This window comes from Streptomyces sp. NBC_00873, from assembly GCF_045207415.1.
Lineage (GTDB): Bacteria > Actinomycetota > Actinomycetes > Streptomycetales > Streptomycetaceae > Streptomyces.
Genome location: NZ_CP108803.1, coordinates 5,138,484 through 5,160,377 on the forward strand (window position 1 = coordinate 5,138,484; position 21,894 = coordinate 5,160,377).

General features: G+C 70.6%; 20 protein-coding genes and 2 pseudogenes. 10 read left to right on the plus strand and 12 right to left on the minus strand.

From position 1 onward, the window contains the following. Nucleotides 1-48 precede the first annotated feature (48 nt). Nucleotides 49-633 carry a TetR/AcrR family transcriptional regulator gene (locus OH809_RS23685; RefSeq protein WP_406420513.1) on the minus strand — a complete coding sequence of 195 codons (585 nt, stop codon included), beginning with the start codon at nt 631-633 and terminating at the stop codon, nt 49-51. Nucleotides 634-756: 123 nt separating this feature from the next. Between OH809_RS23685 and OH809_RS23690 the strand changes: the two genes are divergently transcribed. Then, complete coding sequence (locus tag OH809_RS23690; protein ID WP_406420512.1) at nt 757-2,403, plus strand: MDR family MFS transporter; 1,647 nt, start codon at nt 757-759, stop codon at nt 2,401-2,403. Nucleotides 2,404-2,476: 73 nt separating this feature from the next. On the opposite strand, the gene cseC is transcribed toward OH809_RS23690, so the two are convergent. The 7 genes from cseC to OH809_RS23725 form a co-directional block, all read right to left on the minus strand. Next, complete coding sequence (gene cseC, locus OH809_RS23695; protein ID WP_406420511.1) at nt 2,477-3,856, minus strand: two-component system sensor histidine kinase CseC; 1,380 nt, start codon at nt 3,854-3,856, stop codon at nt 2,477-2,479. Beyond that, nucleotides 3,853-4,557 (minus strand): two-component system response regulator CseB, encoded by a 705-nt coding sequence (gene cseB / locus OH809_RS23700; protein ID WP_406420510.1) that lies wholly within the window; start codon nt 4,555-4,557, stop codon nt 3,853-3,855. Before cseB ends, cseC begins: the two co-directional genes overlap by 4 nt. Before the next feature lie 9 nt (nt 4,558-4,566). Then, entirely contained in the window at nt 4,567-5,313 is a 747-nt protein-coding gene (locus OH809_RS23705; RefSeq protein ID WP_406420509.1) for a hypothetical protein, read from the minus strand. Next, entirely contained in the window at nt 5,301-5,951 is a 651-nt protein-coding gene (locus OH809_RS23710) for a SigE family RNA polymerase sigma factor (protein ID WP_406420508.1), read from the minus strand. The genes OH809_RS23705 and OH809_RS23710 overlap by 13 nt, the downstream gene beginning before the upstream one ends. Before the next feature lie 434 nt (nt 5,952-6,385). Continuing rightward, on the minus strand, nt 6,386-7,288 hold the full coding sequence (locus OH809_RS23715) for an A/G-specific adenine glycosylase (RefSeq protein WP_406420507.1): 903 nt from the start codon (nt 7,286-7,288) through the stop codon (nt 6,386-6,388). 296 nt (nt 7,289-7,584) lie between these two features. Next, nucleotides 7,585-7,902, minus strand: a complete 318-nt coding sequence (locus OH809_RS23720; RefSeq protein ID WP_406420506.1) for a phosphatase PAP2 family protein — start codon at nt 7,900-7,902, stop codon at nt 7,585-7,587. A 214-nt stretch (nt 7,903-8,116) separates the two neighbouring features. Next, nucleotides 8,117-8,260 carry a hypothetical protein gene (locus OH809_RS23725; protein ID WP_406420505.1) on the minus strand — a complete coding sequence of 48 codons (144 nt, stop codon included), beginning with the start codon at nt 8,258-8,260 and terminating at the stop codon, nt 8,117-8,119. Between the two features lie 175 nt (nt 8,261-8,435). Between OH809_RS23725 and OH809_RS23730 the strand changes: the two genes are divergently transcribed. Further along, nucleotides 8,436-9,254, plus strand: coding sequence for a hypothetical protein (locus tag OH809_RS23730; protein ID WP_406420504.1), 819 nt, complete (start codon nt 8,436-8,438; stop codon nt 9,252-9,254). Between the two features lie 232 nt (nt 9,255-9,486). On the opposite strand, the gene disA is transcribed toward OH809_RS23730, so the two are convergent. Then, nucleotides 9,487-10,611 (minus strand): DNA integrity scanning diadenylate cyclase DisA, encoded by a 1,125-nt coding sequence (gene disA / locus OH809_RS23735; RefSeq protein ID WP_327245732.1) that lies wholly within the window; start codon nt 10,609-10,611, stop codon nt 9,487-9,489. Between the two features lie 80 nt (nt 10,612-10,691). Continuing rightward, nucleotides 10,692-12,104 (minus strand): DNA repair protein RadA, encoded by a 1,413-nt coding sequence (radA, locus tag OH809_RS23740; RefSeq protein WP_406420503.1) that lies wholly within the window; start codon nt 12,102-12,104, stop codon nt 10,692-10,694. A 195-nt stretch (nt 12,105-12,299) separates the two neighbouring features. On the opposite strand from radA, the gene OH809_RS23745 reads away from it, so the two are divergent. Further along, nucleotides 12,300-14,093, plus strand: coding sequence for a BACON domain-containing protein (locus OH809_RS23745; RefSeq protein WP_406420502.1), 1,794 nt, complete (start codon nt 12,300-12,302; stop codon nt 14,091-14,093). A gap of 24 nt (nt 14,094-14,117) precedes the next feature. On the opposite strand, the gene OH809_RS23750 is transcribed toward OH809_RS23745, so the two are convergent. After that, nucleotides 14,118-14,999 (minus strand): hypothetical protein, encoded by an 882-nt coding sequence (locus OH809_RS23750; RefSeq protein WP_406420501.1) that lies wholly within the window; start codon nt 14,997-14,999, stop codon nt 14,118-14,120. 40 nt (nt 15,000-15,039) lie between these two features. Here OH809_RS23750 and OH809_RS23755 point away from each other — a divergent pair, with 40 nt between their 5' ends. From OH809_RS23755 to OH809_RS23785, 7 genes and pseudogenes are all read left to right on the plus strand, one after another. Continuing rightward, nucleotides 15,040-15,987 (plus strand): Ppx/GppA family phosphatase, encoded by a 948-nt coding sequence (locus OH809_RS23755; RefSeq protein WP_406515504.1) that lies wholly within the window; start codon nt 15,040-15,042, stop codon nt 15,985-15,987. Between the two features lie 125 nt (nt 15,988-16,112). After that, nucleotides 16,113-16,940: a sugar phosphate isomerase/epimerase family protein gene (locus tag OH809_RS23760; protein ID WP_406420499.1), complete on the plus strand. Its 828-nt coding sequence runs from the start codon at nt 16,113-16,115 to the stop codon at nt 16,938-16,940. Further along, nucleotides 16,937-17,599 carry a TetR family transcriptional regulator gene (locus OH809_RS23765; protein WP_406420498.1) on the plus strand — a complete coding sequence of 221 codons (663 nt, stop codon included), beginning with the start codon at nt 16,937-16,939 and terminating at the stop codon, nt 17,597-17,599. Before OH809_RS23760 ends, OH809_RS23765 begins: the two co-directional genes overlap by 4 nt. Before the next feature lie 226 nt (nt 17,600-17,825). Further along, a complete protein-coding gene (gene ilvD / locus OH809_RS23770; RefSeq protein WP_406420497.1) occupies nt 17,826-19,676 on the plus strand; it encodes a dihydroxy-acid dehydratase in 1,851 nt (616 codons plus the stop codon). Between the two features lie 155 nt (nt 19,677-19,831). Further along, nucleotides 19,832-20,314: a hypothetical protein gene (locus OH809_RS23775; protein ID WP_406420496.1), complete on the plus strand. Its 483-nt coding sequence runs from the start codon at nt 19,832-19,834 to the stop codon at nt 20,312-20,314. Between the two features lie 75 nt (nt 20,315-20,389). Further along, on the plus strand, nt 20,390-20,938 hold the full coding sequence (locus tag OH809_RS23780; protein ID WP_406420495.1) for a hypothetical protein: 549 nt from the start codon (nt 20,390-20,392) through the stop codon (nt 20,936-20,938). Nucleotides 20,939-20,963: 25 nt separating this feature from the next. Next, nucleotides 20,964-21,284, plus strand: a pseudogene (locus OH809_RS23785) (class I SAM-dependent methyltransferase); the annotation flags it as partial. Here the strand turns inward: OH809_RS23785 and OH809_RS23790 are convergent. Continuing rightward, nucleotides 21,284-21,782 (minus strand): annotated as a pseudogene (locus tag OH809_RS23790) (SulP family inorganic anion transporter); the annotation flags it as partial. The pseudogenes OH809_RS23785 and OH809_RS23790 sit on opposite strands and share 1 nt — an antisense overlap. Nucleotides 21,783-21,894 lie beyond the last annotated feature (112 nt).

Below are 21,894 nucleotides of genomic sequence, written 5' to 3' on the forward strand. Positions count from 1 at the left end.
ACGCACCGGACGACGCTCCCCATGGGGCAAACACTGCCGGTCACGGCACTAGCTCACGGGGCCCGGGCCGTGGGCTTGGGTGATGAGATCGAAGGCGACTTCGAGGACGGCTTTGCGCTTGTCCTCGGGGTCGCCGTCGAAGTCCTTGAGGGCGAACATGCCCGCGTGCAGTGCGAAGAGTGCGGTGAAGCAGCGCACCTGGTCGGTCAGCGGCGCGTCGGGTTCCTTGATCAGATCGACGAGGGTCACGACGCGGCCCTTGATGGTCTCCCCGATGCTGAGATCCCGTACGGTCGCCTGGTTCTCCTGCATGAACCGGAAGAGCGGCGCCGCCGCGGCCAGTGCGTCGCTGTAGCGGACCAGGAGCTCCTTCTTCGTCTCCAGGGTGCGCGGCTGTTCCTTGCCCCAGGCGATCAGCTCCTCGACGGGCCGGTTGAGATCCTCGAAGATGCTGATGAGGATGTCTTCCTTGGTCTTGAAGTGGTAGTACAGCGCCGCCTTGGTGACGTCCAGCTTCTCGGAGATCTCGCGCAGCGAGGTCTTCTCGTAGCCCTGCTCGGCGAAGAGCTCCAGGGCGACGTCCTGAATGCGCTGGCGCGTATTGCCCCGGCGTGGCTGCGGCGTGCTGCCCATGGTGCGCTCCCCAAAAACTTACTTGACGCCCGGCTAGTTACGGGTCTATTTTCCCCAGTGTAGTCAGCTAGCCGGGCGGCAAGTAAGGGCCCGGCTAACAGGGGATCAGGGGAGTTGGGAACCATGTCGGACCTGAAGAAGGCGGCGGACGGGAAGCCGGGCGGCAGGGCAGCCGAGAAGGCTGCCGACGAGCCGCCCGCCGCACCCGAACCGCAGCAGCGCAGCGTCCGGGTGGTGATGCTCGCCCTGATGATCACCATGCTGCTGGCCATGCTCGACAACCTGATCGTCGGCACCGCCATGCCGACCATCGTCGGTGATCTCGGCGGCCTGGAGCATCTGTCCTGGGTCGTCACCGCGTACACCCTGGCCACCGCGGCCTCGACCCCGATCTGGGGCAAGCTCGGCGACATGTACGGACGCAAGGGCATCTTCCTCACGTCCATCGTGCTCTTCCTGATCGGCTCCGTACTGAGCGGCATGGCCCAGGACATGGGTCAGCTGATCGGCTTCCGCGCGATCCAGGGGCTCGGCGCGGGCGGCCTGATGGTCGGTGTCATGGCCATCATCGGCGACCTGGTGCCGCCCCGCGAGCGCGGCAAGTACCAGGGAATGATGGCCGGTGTGATGGCGATCGCCATGATCGGCGGGCCGCTGGTCGGCGGCACCATCACCGACCACCTCGGCTGGCGCTGGAGCTTCTACATCAACCTGCCGCTGGGCGCCGTCGCCCTCGCCATGGTCACCTCCGTACTGCACCTGCCGAACAAGAAGCGCACCAAGGCGAAGGTCGACTACCTCGGCGCCGGGCTGCTGACCCTCGGCATCACCGCGATCGTGCTGGTCACCACCTGGGGCGGTTCGGAGTACGCCTGGGACTCCGCCGTGATCATGGAGCTCATCGCGATCGGTGTCGTCTCGCTCGTCGGCTTCCTCTTCGTCGAGACGAAGGCCGCAGAACCGATCATTCCGCTGCACATCTTCCGCAACCGCAACTTCACACTGATGTCGGTCGTCGGCTTCATGTCCGGTTTCGTGATGTTCGGAGCTGTGCTCTTCCTGCCGCTGTTCCAGCAGTCCGTCCAGGGTGCGTCCGCGACCAACTCCGGCCTGCTGCTCCTGCCGATGCTGCTGTCGATGATGGTCGTCTCGCTGATCGCCGGACGGGTCACCACCAGCATCGGCAAGTACAAGATCTTCCCCATCATCGGCTCCATCCTGATGGTGGCCGGCCTGTTCCTGCTCTCGCAGATGGACACCGGCACCACCCGCTTCACCTCCGGCGTCTACATGGCGGTCCTCGGCGCGGGCATGGGCTTCCTGATGCAGATCACGATGCTCGTCGCGCAGAACAGCGTCGAGCTGAAGGACATGGGCGTCGCCTCCTCCGCGACCACCCTCTTCCGTACGCTCGGCAGTTCCTTCGGCGTCGCGATCATGGGTGCGCTGTTCACCGGACGGGTGCAGGACGAGATGGTGGCCCACGGCGGCGGAGCAGCCACCTCGAAGTCCGCGCAGCTGGACGCGGCGAGCCTGGCGAAGCTGCCGGACGCGGTGCGTGAGGCGTACCAGTTCGCGGTGTCGTCCGGCACGCACATCGCCTTCCTGGTCGGCGCATCGGTCGGTGTGATCGCGCTGGTGGCGGCGGTGTTCGTCAAGGAGGTACCGCTGCGGGGGGCGGGCCCGGAGGCCAAGCCCGAGCCCGCCGCCGAGAGCGGGGTGGAGGCACCGGAGCCGGTGGCCGACGTCAAGCAGAGTGAGAACGTCTGACCCGACAGTGACCAGGGGCCCTGGGACGCGCGGTCCGCGCGTCCCAGGGCCCCTTCGTCGCTGCCCGGCCGGATCAGCTGCGGAACGGTGTGCCGTCCGACGGCGTGACCGCCCGCGAGCTCCCGGGCCTGCGCTGTTCGGCGAGGTGCAGGATCGGGAAGCTGCCAGTGTTTGTCGGGGCGTGCTCCGGCAGCCACAGCACGGCGATCGCCCCGCCGGTCCCCTCCGCCGCGCCCTGCGGTGCCGCGTTGCGGAACGTCAGCCGGGCGCCGAGCACCCGGGCCTGACCGGCCGCGATCGTCAGCCCCAGGCCGTGCCCGCGCCCGGAGCGGTCGCTGCTGCCGGTACGGAACCGGCTCGGGCCCTCGCGCAGCAGCGCCTCCGGGAAACCGGGCCCGTGATCGCGGATGCGCACCACCCGTCCCTCGACCGTGACCTCCACCGGAGTGGAGCCGTGCTTCGCGGCGTTCCCCAGCAGATTGCCGAGGATGCGCTCCAGTCGGCGCGGATCGGTGTTGACCCACGACTCGTGCACCACCTGGACCCGCACATCGGGGTCCAGCAGCGCGATCCGGCGGCTGACGAACTCACCGAATGCGATCTCCTGCAGCTCGGCACGCTCCGACGCACTGTCCAGCCTGGCCACCTCCAGCACGTCCTCGACGAGCGTGCGCATCGCCTGCGCCCTGTCCCGTACGAGCTCGGTGGGGCGGCCCGGCGGCAGCAGCTCGGCGGCGGTCAGCAGCCCGGTCACGGGGGTGCGCAGCTCGTGCGCGATGTCCGCGGTGACCCGGCGCTCCGCCTCGATCCGTTCGTTCAGCGCGTCCGTCAGGGCATCCACCGCGCGGGCCAGCTCGTCGGTCTCGTCCCGGATGACGCCGCCGATGGCCTCCCGGACCCGTACCTCCGTATGGCCCTGCGCGACCTTGCCGGCCGCGGCCGCCGCCTTGCGCAGCCTGCGTGACAGCTGCCCGCCGATCAGCACGCCCAGCGCGCAGCCACCGAAGACCACCGAGACGGAGCCGATGATCAACGCCCGGTCGAGATCGCCCATGATCGTGGCGGAACGGTCCGCGAAGCGGGTGTGCAGGGACAGCACGTCGCCATTGGCCAGCGGCACGGCGGCCCACACATCGGGCACCCCGTTCCCGTACTCGTCGACATGCGTGGCGCGCCGGTGCTTACGGATCTCCGCCCGCAGGCTCTGCGGCATCGTCGGGTCATTGAGCTTGGCGCCGAACTTGGGATCGGCCTTTTTCGTCTTCGTCGCCTCATACAGCAGCTGCGCGTACGTCAGCCGCTCCAGCTGGACCTCACGGGCGTTCTCCAGCATCGAGACGCGGGCGGCGTTGTGGACGACGAGGCTCAGCGCCACGGCGACGAGCGCGCCCACTACGGCGATCGCGATACTGATCTTCCAGCGGACCCCCGTCCGCAGTGCCGGCCGCTTCATGGCTTGAGTTTGTAGCCGAAACCGCGGACCGTGTCGATCCGGTCCTGCCCGATCTTGGTACGCAGCCGCTGCACATGGACATCCACGACCCGGGTGTCTCCTCCCCAGCCGTAGTCCCAGACCCGTTCGAGCAGTCTGTCGCGCGAGAACACCGTGCCGGGCGCGGAAGAGAACTCCAGCAGCAGTCGCATCTCGGTCGGGGTCAGCGCCACGGGCGCGCCGCCCTTGCGTACCTCCATGCCCTCGGTGTCGACCTCCAGGTCACCGAAGACCAGCACCCCGCCGACAGGCTTCGACCCCGCCTCCGCGCCGCCCTGCTGTCCGCCCGACGCATGGCCGAAGCGGCGCAGCACGGCTCGGATCCTGGCGACCAGAACAGCGCCGTCGAACGGCTTGGTGACGTAGTCGTCGGCGCCGGCCTCCAGGCCGAGCACCACATCGATCGAATCGGCGCGGGCGGACAGCATGATCACGGGCACGGTCGACTCGTCGCGAATACGACGGCACAGACTGACCCCGTCCAGGCCCGGCACCATCACGTCGAGCAGGGCGATGTCCGGCCGGTCGGCACGGAACGCCTCCAGACCGGAGAGGCCGTCGGGCATCGCGGTGACCGCGAAACCATCACGCTCCAGCGCCAGCTGGGTGGCCTCGCGGATGACATCGTCGTCCTCGACGAACAGGACGTGGGTCTCGGCCATCGACTGCTCTCAGCTTTTCGTCGGTTCCGTGGGCCCCGGGAAATCCCCTTCTCCGTTGCCGACGGCTCTGTTGAAGTCGTTGTACACCCGGTCGTGCTCGGCGAACCGGTCGTCGGCCCAGCGGTACGTGACCACTTCCTCGCCCGACGGGTACGCGACCGCGTCCTTCTTCTCGTACACCTGCGTCGTCACGACCAGATCGCCCCGGTCGATGGTGCCGTAGACCGCAGGCTGCTCGGTGGTGAAGATGTTCTCGTACGTGCCGTTGCTCTGCCGGCGGTACACGTAGGTGCCGACACCCACCGCGTCCCCGCAGGTCATCACGTTCACCACGACGTCCGGCGCGGAGCCGCCCGTCAGCCTGCCGTACGAGGAGTCGACCGGGTACTCCTTGCCCGTGCAGGGCTTCAGGTCCGTCCTGACCCGCTCGCTCACCCGGGGGTCCCGCTTGACCAGCTGGACGGGATCGACCCGCGGGATGGGCTTCGCCGACGGCGCGGTGGCCGACGGCGTGACCTGGGCGGCCCGCTGGGAGCCTGCCGGGCCCTCGTCACGGGTGCCCGTACCACCAGTGGAACAGCTGACCGTGAGCAGCGCCAGAACGGCGAGCCCGACCAGTGTCGTACTGTTCGCCGCCCACCGGGTCAGCCGGCGACCACCGCTGCGGGCCGCCCCGCTTCCGCCGGTCGCCGTGTCCCCGCCGGTGCTACCGCTTCTGCCGACCCCGCGTTCACCGCTGCCTGTCAGGCCGCGCACCGCTCCCGCCCCCGTTCGTCATGACGCCGGTCCGCCTGTCCGCGGAGCTGCGCCCCTGCCCGCGCACGCTGCGCGGCACCGCTGGCCGGAGCCCGGTCGCCCGCCGTGTGGCCCTGGGCCTCACGGATCCTGGCTTCCCTGCTCATGGCCTCGCGGCTCTCCAGTTCCTGGCGCAGCCGAGCCAGCGCACGGTGCAGCGTGCTCTTCACCGTACCGGCCGACATGCCGAGCGCCGCGGCCGTCTCCTCCGTGCTCATCTGCTCCCAGTGTCGCAGCACGACGACGCTGCGCTGCTTGGGAGCCAGCACACCCAGGACGTCCATCAGGAGAGCACGGTCGGCGCGCTGCTCGGTGCCGTCCTCGATGCTGGCATCGGGCAGCTGCTCGGTGGGCACCTCCTCCAGCTTGCGGGCCCGCCACCATTCCGTACGGGTGTTGATCATGACGCGGCGCAGGTAGGCATCGGCCAGGGACTTGTCGGCGATGCCGTCCCAGCGGCCGAAGGTACGGGCCAGGGCGGTCTGCAGCAGGTCCTGCGCGTCCACCGGGTCGGGGACCAGGCGGCGCGCACTGCGCAGCAGTGCGTCCTGCCGGGTGCGTACGTACTCTTCGAATTCGAGCACCTCGCCCTGCGCCATTCCAACCGCCTCCGTCCCCGTCGATCCCCGTTTGACCTCTGTCGGCCACTCCTGCGTGGGCTGACGGTCGGAGACGTTACGGAGCGGTTGTCACGGCACTGTGCGGAGCAGCCATACGCCGACGCACGGCTGTCCATCGGTTGTGTAACAGCGGAGGGGGAGGACCTTCCTGCCCTGTTCCCAGGGGGTGTCCGGCGGATCAGGGCCGTGCCAGGCGTCGCGGCCCTGATCCGCCGGACACCCCCAGTGCCCCTCCCGGCAGGCTTTGCCCCGTCGCGCCCGCTCGCCGGGCCGGCCAAAAGTCCTGGTAGCTCCCTCCCCAAGCTCTCAACTTCGTTCGAGCAGGGGAGACGTCACTCAAGGACTTCCGGCCGCCTTGCGGTCGCGCGCACCGGACGACGCTCCTCATGGGGCAAACACCGCCGGTCACGGCACTAACTCTGCGGAAGTCGGTACTGGCCTCCCGGGAGCGGCTCGACCAGGCCGTCGGCGACCAGGCCGTCCAGTGCCCGTGCCCGTTGCACCGGCTCGTCCCACACGGTGTCGAGTGCCGCCTGCGACACCGGGGTCACCGCCTCACGCAGAACGGCGAGCAACCGTCCGCGCACCTGCCGGTCCGTACCGGCGTAGGTCTGACCGCGGCGCGGAGGCCCCTCGTGCGCGGGCTTCCCGGCCAGCCGCCAGGCGCACTGCGTCGCGATCGGGCATTGCGTGCAGTCCTCGTTCTTGGCTGTGCAGACGAGCGCGCCGAGTTCCATCGTGGCTGCCGCCCAGCGGGCCGCGCGTTCGTCCTCGTCGGGGAGGAGCGCGCGGGCGAGTTTCCGCTCGGCGGCGGTGGTCGCGTTCGGCGGGTACTGAATGCCGGTCGCGGCCCGGGCGAACACCCGGCGGACGTTCGTATCGAGCACGGGATGCCGCTGCCCGTACGCGAACGAGGCCACGGCCGCCGCTGTGTACTCACCGATCCCGGGCAGTGCGAGCAGCTGACCGTGCTCGCTCGGTACGTCGCCGCCGTGCCGTTCCGTTATTGCCTGCGCGGCGCCGTGCAACCGCAGCGCACGCCGCGGGTAACCGAGCCGGCCCCACGCGCGGACCGCCTCACCGGGCGGCTCGGCGGCCAGGTCGGCGGGGCGCGGCCAGCGGGCCAGCCACTGTTCGTACACCGGGATGACCCGGCTGACGGGGGTCTGCTGCAGCATGAACTCGCTCACCATCACACCCCAGGCACCCGCCTCGGGGCGGCGCCAGGGCAGATCGCGGGCGTGCTGGTCGAACCACCCGATCACGGGAGTGTGGAGGGATGTGGGGGGCGTCTGTGTCGCAGTCATGGCAGTCATCGCATGTCGATCCTGACACGGAAGGGCAGACGATGGTCATGGTCACGGTGGTGTCGCCCCGCTTGAGGGCCCTTGGGGTGATAACGCCACCCGTCTGTCCCCACGATGAGCCCCGGTCAGCGTCTTCGCCCGGACTGCCGCCCGTGCTTTCGCCCAGGCCCCGGCCCGATCATCGACCTGTGCTGTGGCCCCGGGCCGGGCCGTCCGCCCCGGGCCGGATAGCCAGACCGCGAGGGACGCCCGGCTGTCCCGCACCGTCCGGGCGAGCGAGTGCTTCGGACGGGACAGCCGGACGGTCACCAGCGCCGCCACGGACCCGCTGACCAGCAGCCCACCGCGACATCGTGCGGATAGTGCACCCCGACAAAGACCCGGGAGAGCGCCATCAGCAGCGCCATCGGCACTGCGAACCAGGCCGTGCGCGGCCGGGCGCACGCCAGTGCGACGGCGGCGATGCCGGCTAGGGCCGCGTGATTGCTCGGGAACGACCAGACGCCCGTCGACGGGCAGGGCGCCAAGGAGGCTGCCGCGCCGACGACCGCACGACACGGGCGTTCCTCGTCCATGACCGTCTTGAGCACCTCACTGACGACATGCGGCCTCCCCCGCGGCACGGAGTGGGCTCCCGACGCCCTGCGACTCCGCTTGCGGCGTCGTCGTCGGCCACCGACGCTCCGCGTCGACTCTGTCCTCCGCCTTGTCATCGAAGCCGCACGACGCCGCTCGCCGATCCACTCCCTACCGCGGGGGGAGGCCGATAGCCGACCGCCGTCGCGAGGGGCGCAAGCACCGAGCGGGCCGGGCTTCCGCATGCTCCCTGCGCGCCCGCTACCAGCCCACGACGAACAGGACGCCGAAGATCAGCAGCCCGAGTTCCGTCCATATTTCGGCGAGATGCTGCACCCACGGTGGCGCGCCGTGCGCGAAGTCGGTGATGTCCCTGTACGCAGCCTCAGTGGTCGAACTCTTCATGTGACTGACCGTAGGCAACGGTGCACGATTGTCACATTGCGCGATCGTCAGGGGCCGCACCTGACGAATGTAGGGGTCGAAATCCAGCCACCCCATGATGATGATCCGCAAAACTTGGGGGTCGGAGCGGCGGGTGGGGCGGGAGTTGGCGCGGATCTCTCGTACAGTTTGCGCCGTGGGATCTCTGCGCAATCCGATCGGGCCGCTTCCCTCCACCATCTACTGGCGACGGAGGGCCGCAGCGGCGACGCTGATTGCGCTGCTCGCGCTGCTGATCGTATGGGCCGTCACCTCCGGTGGGAGCAAGGGGAACAAGGACGATTCCCGGCCCAACGGGTCCGGTCCCGCACACTCCATCGGTCCTGGACCTGCCAGTACCGGGCCGGCCATCAGTCAACAGCCGGGCGGGCGCGACGAGTCGGGCACCACCGACGGCAGCGGCGGCGGCAGCGGCGGTACCGACGCGGGCTCCGAGAACACCACGGGCGGGACAGGCGACGACAGCAACGGCGACCCCGGCACCGGATCGGATTCCGGCAGCGCATCCGGCGGCGGAACCGAGGGCCGGCAGGTCCCGGCCGGCTCCTCGATCCCCGACTGCACCGCTTCCGCGCTGCAGTTGACCCTGCGCGCCGGGCTCACGTACGGCCCCGGCGAGAAGCCGAAGTTTCAGTTGATCGCCAAGAACACCTCGTCCACCGCCTGCAAGGCCGACTTCGGACCGAAGAGCGCGGTGCTCACCGTCACCGAAGCCGGTGGCGACGACGCCGAGGTGTGGTCCTCCAAGGACTGCCCGCGCAACGGGGGCAGTGTGCTGCTGGAGGTCCCGGCGGGCGCGACCATCGTTCACACCGTGGAGTGGGACCGGCAGAAGAGTGCTCCGCAGTGCGCGACGCCGTCCGCAGGATCCGCGGGGCCGGGTACGTACCTCGTCGAGGCGAAGGCCTCCGGCGAGCCCCTGCAGCGCGCATCGTTCGTCCTCGCGAAGGACTGACGCGAGAGGCCCACTTGCGAAGTACCGGCGCGCGAAGGGCCAGTTCGAGAAGGACGAGTCCGCGAGGAGCCGACGCGAACGGCCGACGGGAAAGAACCGCTCGCGCAGTACCGGCCCGCCAATGACCGGCCCGCGAAGTGCCGACGTGCTGAGCAGGACGTGAACACGCTCCCACACGCACGTCGGGGCCCGGTCAGCCGACCGGGCCCCGAGCCGACGTGAGACCCGCCCCCTACACGTACCGCTCAAGAATCGACGACTCGGCCAGCCGCGAGAGCCCCTCGCGCACGCTCCGCGCCCGCGCCTCGCCGACCCCGTCCACCGTCTGGAGATCGTCCACGCTCGCCGCGAGCAGCTTCTGCAGTCCTCCGAAGTGCTCCACGAGCCGGTCGATGATCGCCCCGGGCAGTCGCGGCACCTTCGCCAGCAGCCGGAAGCCGCGCGGCGAGACCGCCGAGTCCAGGGTCTCGGGCGAGCCGCTGTACCCCAGGGCCCGTGCCACGACGGGCAGTTCGAGCAACTCGGTGTGAGAGAGCGCGTCCAGCTCGGTCAGCGCCTCAGCGACCGTACGGGACCGCTTCGCGGTCGGCTCCGGCACATAGTCGCGCACGACCAGCTCGCGCTCCGGCTCGACGCCCGCGATCAACTCGTCGAGCTGGAGCGAGAGAAGCCGGCCGTCGGTACCCAGCTCCACCACGTACTCGGCGATCTCGGTCGCGATCCGGCGCACCATCTCCAGCCGCTGTGCGACGGCCGTCACATCGCGGACCGTCACCAGGTCCTCGATCTCCAGCGCGGAGAGTGTGCCCGCCACCTCGTCGAGCCGGAGTTTGTACCGCTCCAGGGTGGCGAGGGCCTGATTGGCGCGCGACAGGATCGCGGCGGACTCCTCCAGGACCCGGCGCTCCCCGTCCACGTACAGCGCGATCAGACGCATCGACTGCGAGACCGAGACGACAGGGAAGTTGCACTGCTTGGAGACCCGATCCGCCGTGCGGTGGCGGGTACCGGTCTCCTCGGTGGGAATGGAGGCGTCCGGGACCAGCTGCACGCCGGCCCGGAGGATCTTGCTCATGTCCTTGTCGAGGATCAGCGCTCCGTCGAGCTTGGCCAGCTCGCGCAGTCGCGTCGCGGTGAATTCGACATCCAGCACGAAGCCGCCGGTGCACATGGACTCGACGGTCTTGTCCATGCCCAGCACGATCAGCCCGCCGGTGTTGCCACGGAGAATGCGCTCCAGGCCGTCCCGCAAGGCCATTCCGGGCGCGACGGCGCTCAGCGAGGCGCGCATCAGCGCCTCGTTACCGGTGCCTTGGCCGGACTTTCCGGGCGATGCTGCCCGGTCGTTGGCTGCCACTGCACTCCTCCGGTTACAGGTTTGCGGTGCCCTTACGTCCCTCATACCGTTCGTACGGACGGGCGAGACCAGGGCAAAGTCTACCGGCGCGCGTTGTCCTCCCGTGGGGCCTCCGTACGAGACCGGCGCGGGAGTACTCTCAGCGCCTCGCCCATGTTGGCGACTTCCGTGACCTTCATACCGGCCGGGACCTTCCCCGGGTCGGTCGGGACCAGTGCGTGGGTGAAGCCCAGCCGGTGTGCCTCGGCCAGTCTGCGCTGCACCCCGGTCACGCGTCTGACCTCGCCCGCGAGGCCCACTTCGCCGATCGCCACCAGGTTCTTGGGCAGTGGTGTGTCGCTTGCCGCACTGGCCAGCGCCAGTGCGACGGCGAGGTCGGCGGCGGGCTCGGAGAGCTTCACACCGCCGACCGTCGCGCTGTAGATGTCCCGCTTTCCGAGCGAGCTGATCCGGCCGCGCTGCTCCAGAACGGCCAGCATCATCGAGACCCGGGACGTCTCGAGCCCGGAGGTGGTGCGCCGGGGCGACGGGATCTGCGAATCGACCGTCAGCGCCTGCACTTCGGCGACGAGCGGGCGACGTCCCTCCAGGGTGACTGTGAGACAGGTGCCGGGTACGGGTTCGTCGCGCCGGGTGAGGAAGAGCCCGGACGGGTCGGCGAGGCCGGTGATGCCCTCGTCGTGCAGTTCGAAACAGCCGACCTCGTCCGTCGCGCCGTACCGGTTCTTCACGCCGCGGACCAGCCGGAGGCGCGCGTGACGGTCGCCCTCGAAGGACAGCACCACGTCGACGAGGTGCTCCAGCAGCCGCGGTCCGGCGATCGCGCCGTCCTTGGTGACGTGGCCGACCAGCAGCGTGGACATGCCGCGGTCCTTGGAGGCGCGGATGAGCGCTCCGGCGACCTCCCGGACCTGCGCCATACCGCCGGGCGCACCGTCGATCTCGGGCGAGGCGACGGTCTGTACGGAGTCGAGGATGAGCAGGGACGGCTTGACCGCGTCCAGATGGCCGAGGACCGCGGAGAGGTCGGTCTCGGCCGCGAGGTAGAGGTGGTCGTTGATCGCGCGGATCCGGTCGGCACGCAGCCGCACCTGGCTCGCGGACTCCTCCGCGGTGACATAGAGGGTGCGGTGCTCGTCACTGGCTGCCTTGGCTGCCACGTCCAGCAGGAGCGTCGACTTACCCACGCCCGGCTCGCCCGCGACCAGCACCACAGCGCCGGGGACCAGCCCGCCGCCGAGCACCCGGTCCAGCTCGTCGACACCGGTCGACCGGGCGGTGGCCTGTCGGCTGTCGACCTGGCCGATGGGGAGAGCGGCCGTACTCACGCGGCCGGCCGCCGTCGTCCGTACGGCAGGGGCACCGCCGAATTCCTCGACCGTGCCCCATGCCTGGCATTCGGGGCAGCGGCCGAGCCACTTGGCGGTGGTCCAGCCGCATTCGGTGCAGCGATAGGACGGCCGGTCCTTCGCGGATTTCGTACGGGCAGCCATGGCGCCACCGTATAGGTGAGGACTGACAACACCGTCCGGCGCGGGTGCACGGGCGGTCGCGGGGGCAGGGAACGGAGAGGAGGCTCCGGCGGAATCAGGGGCTCCTGTCCCATTTTGAGCGATACGTTCACCCGTAAGGGTTAATAGTGGGCAAGAGACGCCAAGAACATGCCTTGCCCTGCCTACGGTCGCCGGGTGACGAGCAGCAGGCTGGAGACCTCTACATCCACCACCGGCGCACACCGGACGCAGCGCAGTGCGCCCCACTCGTCGCCGCAGAGACCGCCCGCCCGTTACGAGCCGCATCTCGACGGCCTGTTCACCTACTGCCTCTCCGTGCTCTGCGACCACGACGGCGCCGTCGAGGCGCTCGGGAGTGTGCTCGCCATCGCGGAACGGCAGGACGGGCGGTGCCCCGCGGGTGAGGAGGAACGTAAAACCTGGCTGTACGCGCTGGCCAGGTGGACGTGCCTGCGCAGGCTCGCCGAGCAGAAACGGGGTCGTCAGGCGCATCGCCAGCAGCCGGGGAAGCAGTCGGGCCGGAAGTCCCCCAGGGGGGCGCGTCCGGAAAACCGTACGTTCCCGGCCGTCACCCCACCGCCGGCCACCAGCGAGGCGGGCCTCACGAACGCCCCCGCTCCGACCCCCGATTCCGCCCCTGCCGCCGAAGCGCACCGCCGCGAACTTGCGCAGCTCGCCTGGCCCGAAGCGGCCGGCACCACCCCCGAACAACGCGAAGCGCTCGAACTGGCCGTACGCCACCGCCTCGCCCCGAGCGCCGTGGCCGCCGTCCTCGGCCTCGAACCCGCGACCGCCCGCGAGATCCTCGCCGCCGCGGCCTGCGAGGTGGAACGCACCCGCGCCGCCCTCGCCGTCGTCGAGACCGGCAACTGTCCCACCGTCGCCCACCTCACCGGCGACCACCGGGTCCTGCTCTCCGCCGTCCTGCGCCGCGAACTCGTCCGGCACGTCGACGACTGCCCCCGCTGCCGTCGCGCCGCCGAACGGGCGGGCGCCGAGGGCCCCTGGCCGGGCGGCGCCTTGGCCCCTGCGGCCGCGCTGCCGGTCGTGGAGGCGCCGCGGCCGTCCGCATACGTCGCGATGATCCATGCCCAGAGGAATCGGTCCGGCAGTCCGCGCTTCGACCGGGCGGGCTTCCCGGTGGACCCCAAGGACCACGCCGCGCGCCGGGACCGGCTCCGGGCGAGGGTCGTGACGACGACGGTGGTGGCGACGGTTGTCGCCGCCCCCGTGATTGCCCTGTGGTCCGCCTACCGGGGGGCGCCGCTGACCGGCGAGGGGCACGACGGAGCGTCGGTCACCGCAGCCGGGACGGACGACCGGCGCGGTCTCGACGGCGACCCGTCCGACCGCTACGAGAATGCGGGCAACGCCGGCCCCGAGCCCGGCGCCCGCTTCAAGGACGGCAGTCGTGCACCGGATGTCTCTGCCGAGGTCATCAGCTCGGGGACGGGACAGCACGGCGCCGGCAGGATCCGGGTCACGGCTCGTTCCTCCGGTGGCGCGACGCTGATCACGCTGACCGCCTCGGGCGGCGCGCCCGTGGCCTGGTCGGCGCGGGCGGATGCGCCCTGGCTGCGCCTCAGCAGGTCCTCCGGCACCCTTGCCGCAGGCGAGAGCGTCACGATCCGCGTCCTCGTCGACCATGCGAGGGAACCGGCGGGTGCCTGGGGTGCCCGTATCGGCCTCGCCCCATCGGGCTCGGCGGTGGCGATCAGCGGGTACGGAGCAACGTCGTCCGGCGGCCCGTCCGCCCCGCCGCCGTCCTCACCCGGTCCCACGGCTCCGTCGCCGGACCCGACGGAACCCACGCCCTCGCCGACGGACCCGACGGACCCGTCGCCGGACCCGACGGAGCCCACGCCCTCGCCGACGGACCCGACTCAGCCACCGTCACCGGACCCGTCGAACTCGTCCAGCCCGTCCGAGCCGGGGACAAGCCCGTCCGACCCGGCGCCGACGGGCTGAATGCCGACCTCGGCCCGTCGGTCCTCAGCCCAGCGGGCCCATGGGCCCCTGGGCCTCCGCGGGTCCTACCGGATCCGCCGGATGCGGCGCCATCGGCAGCAGCGAGGACAACCGCTCCTCGCACAGCTCGACCAGCCGCTCGTACGCCTCCTTGCCCATCAGCTCGGTGAGCTCGGGCCGGTACGAGACGTAAACCGGCTCCCCGGCCCCGTGCGCCGAGGTCGCCGACGTGCACCACCAGTGCAGATCGTGACCGCCCGGACCCCAGCCCCGGCGGTCGTACTCGCCGATCGAGACCTGGAGCACGCGCGTGTCGTCGGGGCGGTCGATCCAGTCGTACGTACGCCGGATCGGCAGCTGCCAGCACACGTCCGGCTTGGTCTCCAGGGGCTCCTTGCCCTCGCGCAGCGCCAGGATGTGCAGCGAGCACCCGGCTCCGGCCGCGAATCCGGGCCGGTTCTGGAAGATGCAGGACCCCTTCCAGCGGCGCGTCTGGCGTTCGCCGTCGTCGTCGACCTCGACCCAGCCCGTCTCCTTACCGACGTCGTGGAACTGCCACAGCTCCGGGGTCAGCCGGGAGACGTGGTCCGCCACCCGCTTCTCGTCGTCCTCGTCGGAGAAGTGCGCACCCAGCGTGCAGCATCCGTCGTCCGCACGGCCCGCCTGGATGCCCTGGCAGCCACTGCCGAAGATGCAGTTCCACCTGGATGTCAGCCAGGTCAGGTCGCAGCGGAAGATCTGCTCGTCGTCCGCGGGATCGGGGAACTCGACCCAGGCGCGTGCGAAGTCGATCCCCTTCTCGTCTTCGGACCGGTCAGGCCCGTTCTTTTCCGGCTGCTGCATCTCCTGCTTCGTTCTCTGCTTCTTCGTGATTTTGCCCGGCTTCGCCTTTTTCGTCTTTGACACGGGCCAAGGGTAAGTCCGCGGGAGCAGTAGCGTTCCGCGTATGAGACTCGGAGTCCTCGACGTGGGGTCGAACACGGTTCATCTGCTGGTGGTGGACGCGCATCCCGGCGCCCGCCCGCTGCCCGCGCACTCGCACAAGGCGGAGCTGCGCCTGGCCGAACTTCTCGATGCGGACGGAGCGATCGGCCCCCAGGGCGTGGACCGGCTCGTGTCGACGATCGCCGGCGCGCTGCAGGCCGCCGAGGACAAGGGCTGCGAGGACGTGCTGCCGTTCGCCACGTCCGCGGTGCGGGAAGCGAGCAACGCCGACCAGGTGCTGACCCGGGTACGGGAGGAGACGGGCGTCGATCTCGCCGTCCTCAGCGGCGAGGATGAGGCCCGGCTCACCTTCCTCGCGGCCCGCCGCTGGTTCGGCTGGTCGGCGGGGAAGCTGCTGGTCCTCGACATCGGCGGCGGCTCGCTGGAGATTGCGTACGGCATCGACGAGGAGCCCGACGCCGCCGTGTCGCTGCCGCTCGGGGCCGGGCGCCTCACCGCCGGCTGGCTGCTGCACGACCCGCCGGACCCGACGGAGGTGAAGGTGCTGCGCCGCCACGTGCGGGCCAGCATCGCCCGTACGGTCGGCGAGTTCAGCCGCTTCGGCCGCCCCGACCACGTCGTGGCGACCTCCAAGACGTTCAAGCAGCTCGCCAGGATCGCAGGCGCCGCGCGCTCCGCCGAGGGTCTCTACGTGCAGCGTGCCCTCACCCGGAAGGCCCTGGAGGAATGGGTGCCCAAGCTGGCGGCCATGACAGCCGACCAGCGCGGCCGGCTGTCCGGTGTCTCCGAGGGGCGGGCCGCGCAGCTGCTCGCCGGGGCGATGGTCGCCGAGGGGGCGATGGATCTCTTCGGTGTGGAGGAGTTGGAGATCTGCCCGTGGGCGCTGCGCGAGGGAGTGATCCTGCGCCGCCTGGACCACCTCCCGACGGCGGCGGCTGCCCTGAACTGACCGCACGTTCCGCCGGAGGACCAGGGCGACGGGGAGCGCGGAACGCCGGGAGCGGAGTCATGGGCCTTCTCACTTTCCGCCCCGGCGCCTCGGTGGCGCGCACAGCTGCCCCGTACGCTGTCTGCGTGGCAGAACCAGTGGTGCGCATCCCGGATGCGAAGGTCGCCCTGTCGACGGCTTCCGTCTATCCGGAGTCGACGGCGACGGCCTTCGAGATTGCCGCGCGTCTGGGCTACGACGGTGTCGAGATCATGGTCTGGACCGATCCCGTCAGCCAGGACATCGAGGCGTTGCGACGCCTCTCGGACTACCACCAGGTGCCGATCCTCGCCGTTCACGCGCCCTGTCTGCTGATCACCCAGCGGGTCTGGTCCACCGATCCATGGGTGAAGCTCCAGCGGGCCCGCGCGGCCGCGGAGAAGCTCGGAGCGACGACCGTCGTCGTCCATCCGCCGTTCCGCTGGCAGCGCCAGTACGCGCGCGACTTCATCACCGGCATCTGGCGGATGGCGGACGAGACGGATGTGCGCTTCGCCGTCGAGAACATGTACCCATGGCGGTACCGGGACCGCGAGATGCTCGCGTACGCCCCCGACTGGGACGTCACCAACAACGACTACCGCCACTTCACCGTGGACCTCTCGCACACCGCGACCGCCCGCACCGACGGCATGGCCATGGTCGACCGGATGGGCGACCGGCTCGCCCACATCCACCTCGCTGACGGCAAGGGCTCCAACAAGGACGAGCACCTGGTGCCCGGCCGCGGTGACCAGCCCTGCGCGGAACTGCTGGAGCGCCTGGCGCGCACGGGCTTCGACGGCCATGTCGTCATCGAGGTCAACACCCGCCGCGCCATGTCCGCAGCCGAACGTGAAGCCGACCTGGCGGAAGCGCTCGCCTTCACCCGGCTCCACCTGGCTTCCTCGTCGGCGCAGGTCCCGCGCTCATGACCCCCGGCAGGACGGGTGGGAACACCGGCGGCGAGGGCGCGGCACACACACCCCCCGAGCGCCCGAAGCGCCGAGGCCGCCCCGCCCGTACGACGGCAGACACCGGCCCCGGCGCCCGCGAACGCATCCTGGAAGCGGCCCGTACCGAATTCGCCGAACGCGGCTACGACAAGACGTCGATCCGGGGCATCGCCAGGGCGGCAGGCGTCGACGCCGCACTCGTCCACCACTACTTCGGTACGAAGGACGAGGTCTTCGCGGCGGCGATCGAGGTCTCCTTCGAGCCCGCCCTGGTGATTCCGTCCGTCCTGGGCATGGGCACGGACGGCCTGGGGGAGCGGCTGGCCCGCTACTTCATCGGCGTGTGGGAGAACCCGGCGTCCAGAGCCCCCCTGCTGGCGATCATGCGCTCCGCCCTGACGCACGAAGGGGCGGCGAAGGTACTGCGCGGCTTCCTCCTGCGACGGCTGCTGGAGCGTATCGCGGAGGCACTGGACGTACCGGACGCGACGTTCCGTGCGGAACTGGCCGCGTCGCACATGCTCGGGATCGCGATGCTGCGGTACGTGATCCAGGCGGAGCCGCTGGCTTCGGCGGACCCCGAGAAGATCATCGCCATGGTCGCACCGACGCTCCAGCGTTACTTGACGGAGACCTGAACGCCCCAGGATGACCTTTCGGTCTGTCCGGCGTTCGAGGGCCGGGGTTCCGGGTGGAGCCCCGGTTCCAGGAAGGGGGCGGGCAGCGGGAACGGACCCTCACCCACCGAGCCGCACCCCGCCCACTCACTGAGCACCCCGTCCCGCATTCCGGACACGGTGTCCAGATCTTGGAGTCGAGGCGTAGGCTCGAAGACAGTCTTTTCTGTCGAAGGAGCGAGAGACGATGCCCCAGCTGAGGTCCCGCACTGTCACCCACGGCCGCAACATGGCGGGCGCCCGCGCCCTTATGCGGGCCTCGGGCGTAGCGAGCGAGGACATCGGCAAGCCGATCATCGCCGTCGCCAACTCCTTCACCGAGTTCGTCCCCGGCCACACCCACCTGGCCCCGGTCGGCCGGATCGTCTCCGACGCGATCAAGGCCGCGGGTGCCGTGCCGCGCGAGTTCAACACCATCGCCGTCGACGACGGCATCGCGATGGGCCACGGCGGGATGCTCTACAGCCTCCCCTCCCGCGACCTGATCGCCGACTCCGTCGAGTACATGGTCGAGGCGCACTGCGCGGACGCGCTGATCTGCATCTCCAACTGCGACAAGATCACCCCCGGCATGCTGATGGCCGCGATGCGCCTCAACATCCCGACGGTCTTCGTCTCCGGCGGCCCGATGGAGGCCGGCAAGGCCACCCTCGTCGACGGCACGGTCCGCAAACTCGACCTGATCAACGCGATCAGCGACGCGGTCAACGAGAACATCTCGGACGAGGACATCCTCCGCATCGAGGAGAACGCCTGCCCCACCTGCGGCAGCTGTTCCGGCATGTTCACCGCCAACTCGATGAACTGTCTGACCGAGGTCCTCGGCCTCTCCCTCCCGGGCAATGGCTCCGTCCTCGCCACGCACACCGCCCGCAAGGCGCTGTACGAGGAGGCCGGCCGCACGGTCGTCGAGATCACCAAGCGCTACTACGAGCAGGACGACGCGACGGTCCTGCCGCGTTCCATCGGCACCCGCGCCGCGTTCGACAACGCGATGGCGCTGGACATCGCCATGGGCGGCTCCACCAACACGATCCTGCACCTGCTCGCCGCCGCGCAGGAGGCCGAGCTGGACTACGACCTCGACGACATCAACGACGTCTCGCGCCGCGTCCCCTGCCTGTCGAAGGTCGCCCCCAACGTGGCCCCCGGTGGCACGTACTACATGGAGGACGTCCACCGGGCCGGCGGCATCCCCGCCATCCTCGGTGAGCTGCACCGCGGCGGCCTGCTCAACGAGGACGTGCACTCGGTGCACTCCGCCACCCTCGGCGAGTGGCTGAAGAACTGGGACGTCCGCGGCGGCTCCCCGTCCCCCGAGGCCGTCGAGCTGTGGCACGCGGCCCCCGGATGCGTGCGTTCCGCGACGGCCTTCTCGCAGTCCGAGCGCTGGGACACCCTCGACCTGGACGCGGCGGGCGGCTGCATCCGCGACCTGGAGCACGCGTACTCCAAGGACGGCGGCCTCGCGGTCCTGAAGGGAAATCTCGCCGAGGACGGCTGCGTCGTGAAGACGGCGGGCGTCGACGAGTCGATCTGGGCCTTCGAGGGCCCGGCGGTCGTCTGCGAGTCGCAGGACGAGGCCGTCGACAAGATCCTCCGCAAGGAGATCAAGGAGGGCGACGTCGTCGTCATCCGTTATGAGGGTCCGCGCGGCGGCCCCGGCATGCAGGAGATGCTCTACCCCACCTCCTTCCTGAAGGGCCGCGGCCTCGGCAAGAGCTGTGCGCTCGTCACCGACGGCCGCTTCTCCGGCGGCACGTCGGGCCTGTCGATCGGCCACGCATCGCCGGAGGCGGCATCGGGCGGCACGATCGCGCTGGTCGAGGACGGCGACCGGATCCGGATCGACATCCCGAACCGCTCGATCGAGCTCCTCGTCCCCGAGGCCGAGCTGGCCACCCGCCGTGAGGCGCTGAACGGCGTGTACGCGCCGAAGAACCGCGAGCGCAAGGTCTCGGCGGCGCTGCGGGCGTACGCGGCGATGGCGACGAGCGCGGACCGCGGCGCGGTGCGCGACGTCTCGAAGCTCGGCTGATACGACACCGGATCCCGTACACGCAGTGGCCCCCGGCGTTCTCCATACGCCGGGGGCCACTGCGTGTGCCCGACGAGACGGACGGGTAGTGACTCCACGTGTCCGGGCAGATGCCCAGAATCACGCCCACCATGCGTTCTCACGATTGGGGGAGCATGCACATCCCTGTCCGTACCGACGTCCGCATCCACCGCTCGGCGGTCATCGCCTCGGCGATCGCCGCACTGGCGGCCCTCGGCGCCGTCCCGGCCCACGCGGCGTCCGCAGAAGCCACCACCGCGACCGCCGCCACCCCGGCCGGTATCTGCGGATCCGGCTACGCCCAGATCGACTCGCACGCCTTCCGTAACTCCACCACCGAACTCGCCCGCGTCTATCTGCTCTACAACGCGAGCACCAAGTCCAACTGTGTGGTCACCCTCCACTCCTCCTCCACCAGCGGTTATGCGCTGCCGACCGGCGCCTGGCTCGACGTGGACGGCGACGGCAAGGGGCAGGCGAAGGACCAGGGCACGTACTCCACGTACGCCGGTCCGGTACGCCTCGCCGCGGGCAGCCGCTGCGTGAAGTGGGGCGGAATGATCGAGGCGGGCGTCGGTACGTACACGTACACGAGCCCGTGGGAGCACTGCGGCTGATGCGGGACGGCGCTGCTCCGTCCCCCGTAGGGGCAGCGTCGCCGCTACCGCCGCCGACCCGGGATAATCGACCTCGTGAGCGAGAAAAGCGAAGCCTCCGACGGCACCGAGCCCAGCACCGCGAGCACCGGCACCGCCCCCGGCCCGCAGCCCGAGCCCATCCGCTTCTTCGGCACGACCTGGGTCGAGCACGACGGCCGGTACGGGCTCCGCCGCGTCGGCGTCGCCCTCGGCTCCCTCGCCGCGGCCGTCGCCTCCTGCTTCGTGCTCCGCTTCGCCTACCAGGGCCTGGAGATCGCCGACGTCGGCAGCTTCGTCGGCATCCTGGTCGTCCTGATGTTCGGCATCTGCAGCGCCATCGCCTTCCGCAAGACCTGGGAAGGGTTCAGCCGCCGCCCCGCCGGGCCGGCCGGCGAGGACAACCTGCGCAGTCTGAAGACGATCGGATTCATCGGCTCGCTGCTCGCGTACTTCTTCCGCTCGTTCCTGGAGGCGCCGGGCGAGAAGCTGCGGCGCACGGAGTACGAGGCGGCCGTCGCCCAGTACGCGAAGCGCCGCTCGGCCCGGACCGGAAACCCGGCAGGCCGCAAGTCGCCCAAGGGCAGGAAGCCCAGCCGCAAGTAACCGCACCCGGGCCAGGAAGACCCCCATGCCCCACAGAGACCCCACCACCCCCACCGCCGCTCCCTCCCGCGCCCTCTCCTTCGACCGTGCCGCCGCCCAGTACGCCGCGGCCCGCCCCGGCTACCCGCCCGTCCTCTTCGCCGCGGTCGAAGAGCTCACAGGCCACCCCCTGCGCGGCGCCCGCACCCTCGACATCGGCGCGGGCACCGGCATCTCCACCCGGCTCCTGTCCGAGTGCGGGGCCCACGTCACTGCCGTCGAACCGGGCCCCGGTATGGCGGCGGAGCTGTACCGCACGCTCCCGCACGTACCGATCGTGCGCGGCGACGGCAACCGCCCTCCCCTCGGAAGATCGAACAGTGCGGTCGCCCCCGCCGCGAGTCCCACCGCAGCGAGCGGTGCGGGCACCACCCGGGCCGCCCGTCGCCACCGCGGCCACAGCACGAGGACGGCGAGTGTCCCGACCCCCACGGCGACGGCGGCGCCTTCACCCCCGTACCCCTGACCAGTCCGGGCAGGGCGCCCAGCTTCTGTCCCATGGACCCGGGGGCCGCCAGGTCGGCGACCACGAAGATCTGCCCGGCTATCAGCACCGGCCCGATTCCGGCCGGCATCCCGTGCACCGCGGCGACCGACACCGCCCGGAACCACTGCCCGAGCCGCAGCGCTCCCAGCCCCACCCGCACCAGGCCGACGGCGAGCACCAGAACCCGAGGGCTCCGGCCTCGTACACGAGCACGGTCAGCCCGGCGGCAGGGCCGTTGCCCTGCCGAGTGCTGCCCGGCAGTACACCTGTCACCAGACCGCCGACGATCCCGGTGAGCAGCCTCAGCTCGGCCGGCATCCCCGACCGCCTGCGCCCCGCTCCACGCCCCGCACCGAGGCCGCCTCCGTGCCCCGAAGGCTGCGCACCGCCCCGATCCCTTGACGGGACGGCGTGGCGAGGATAAAAATTC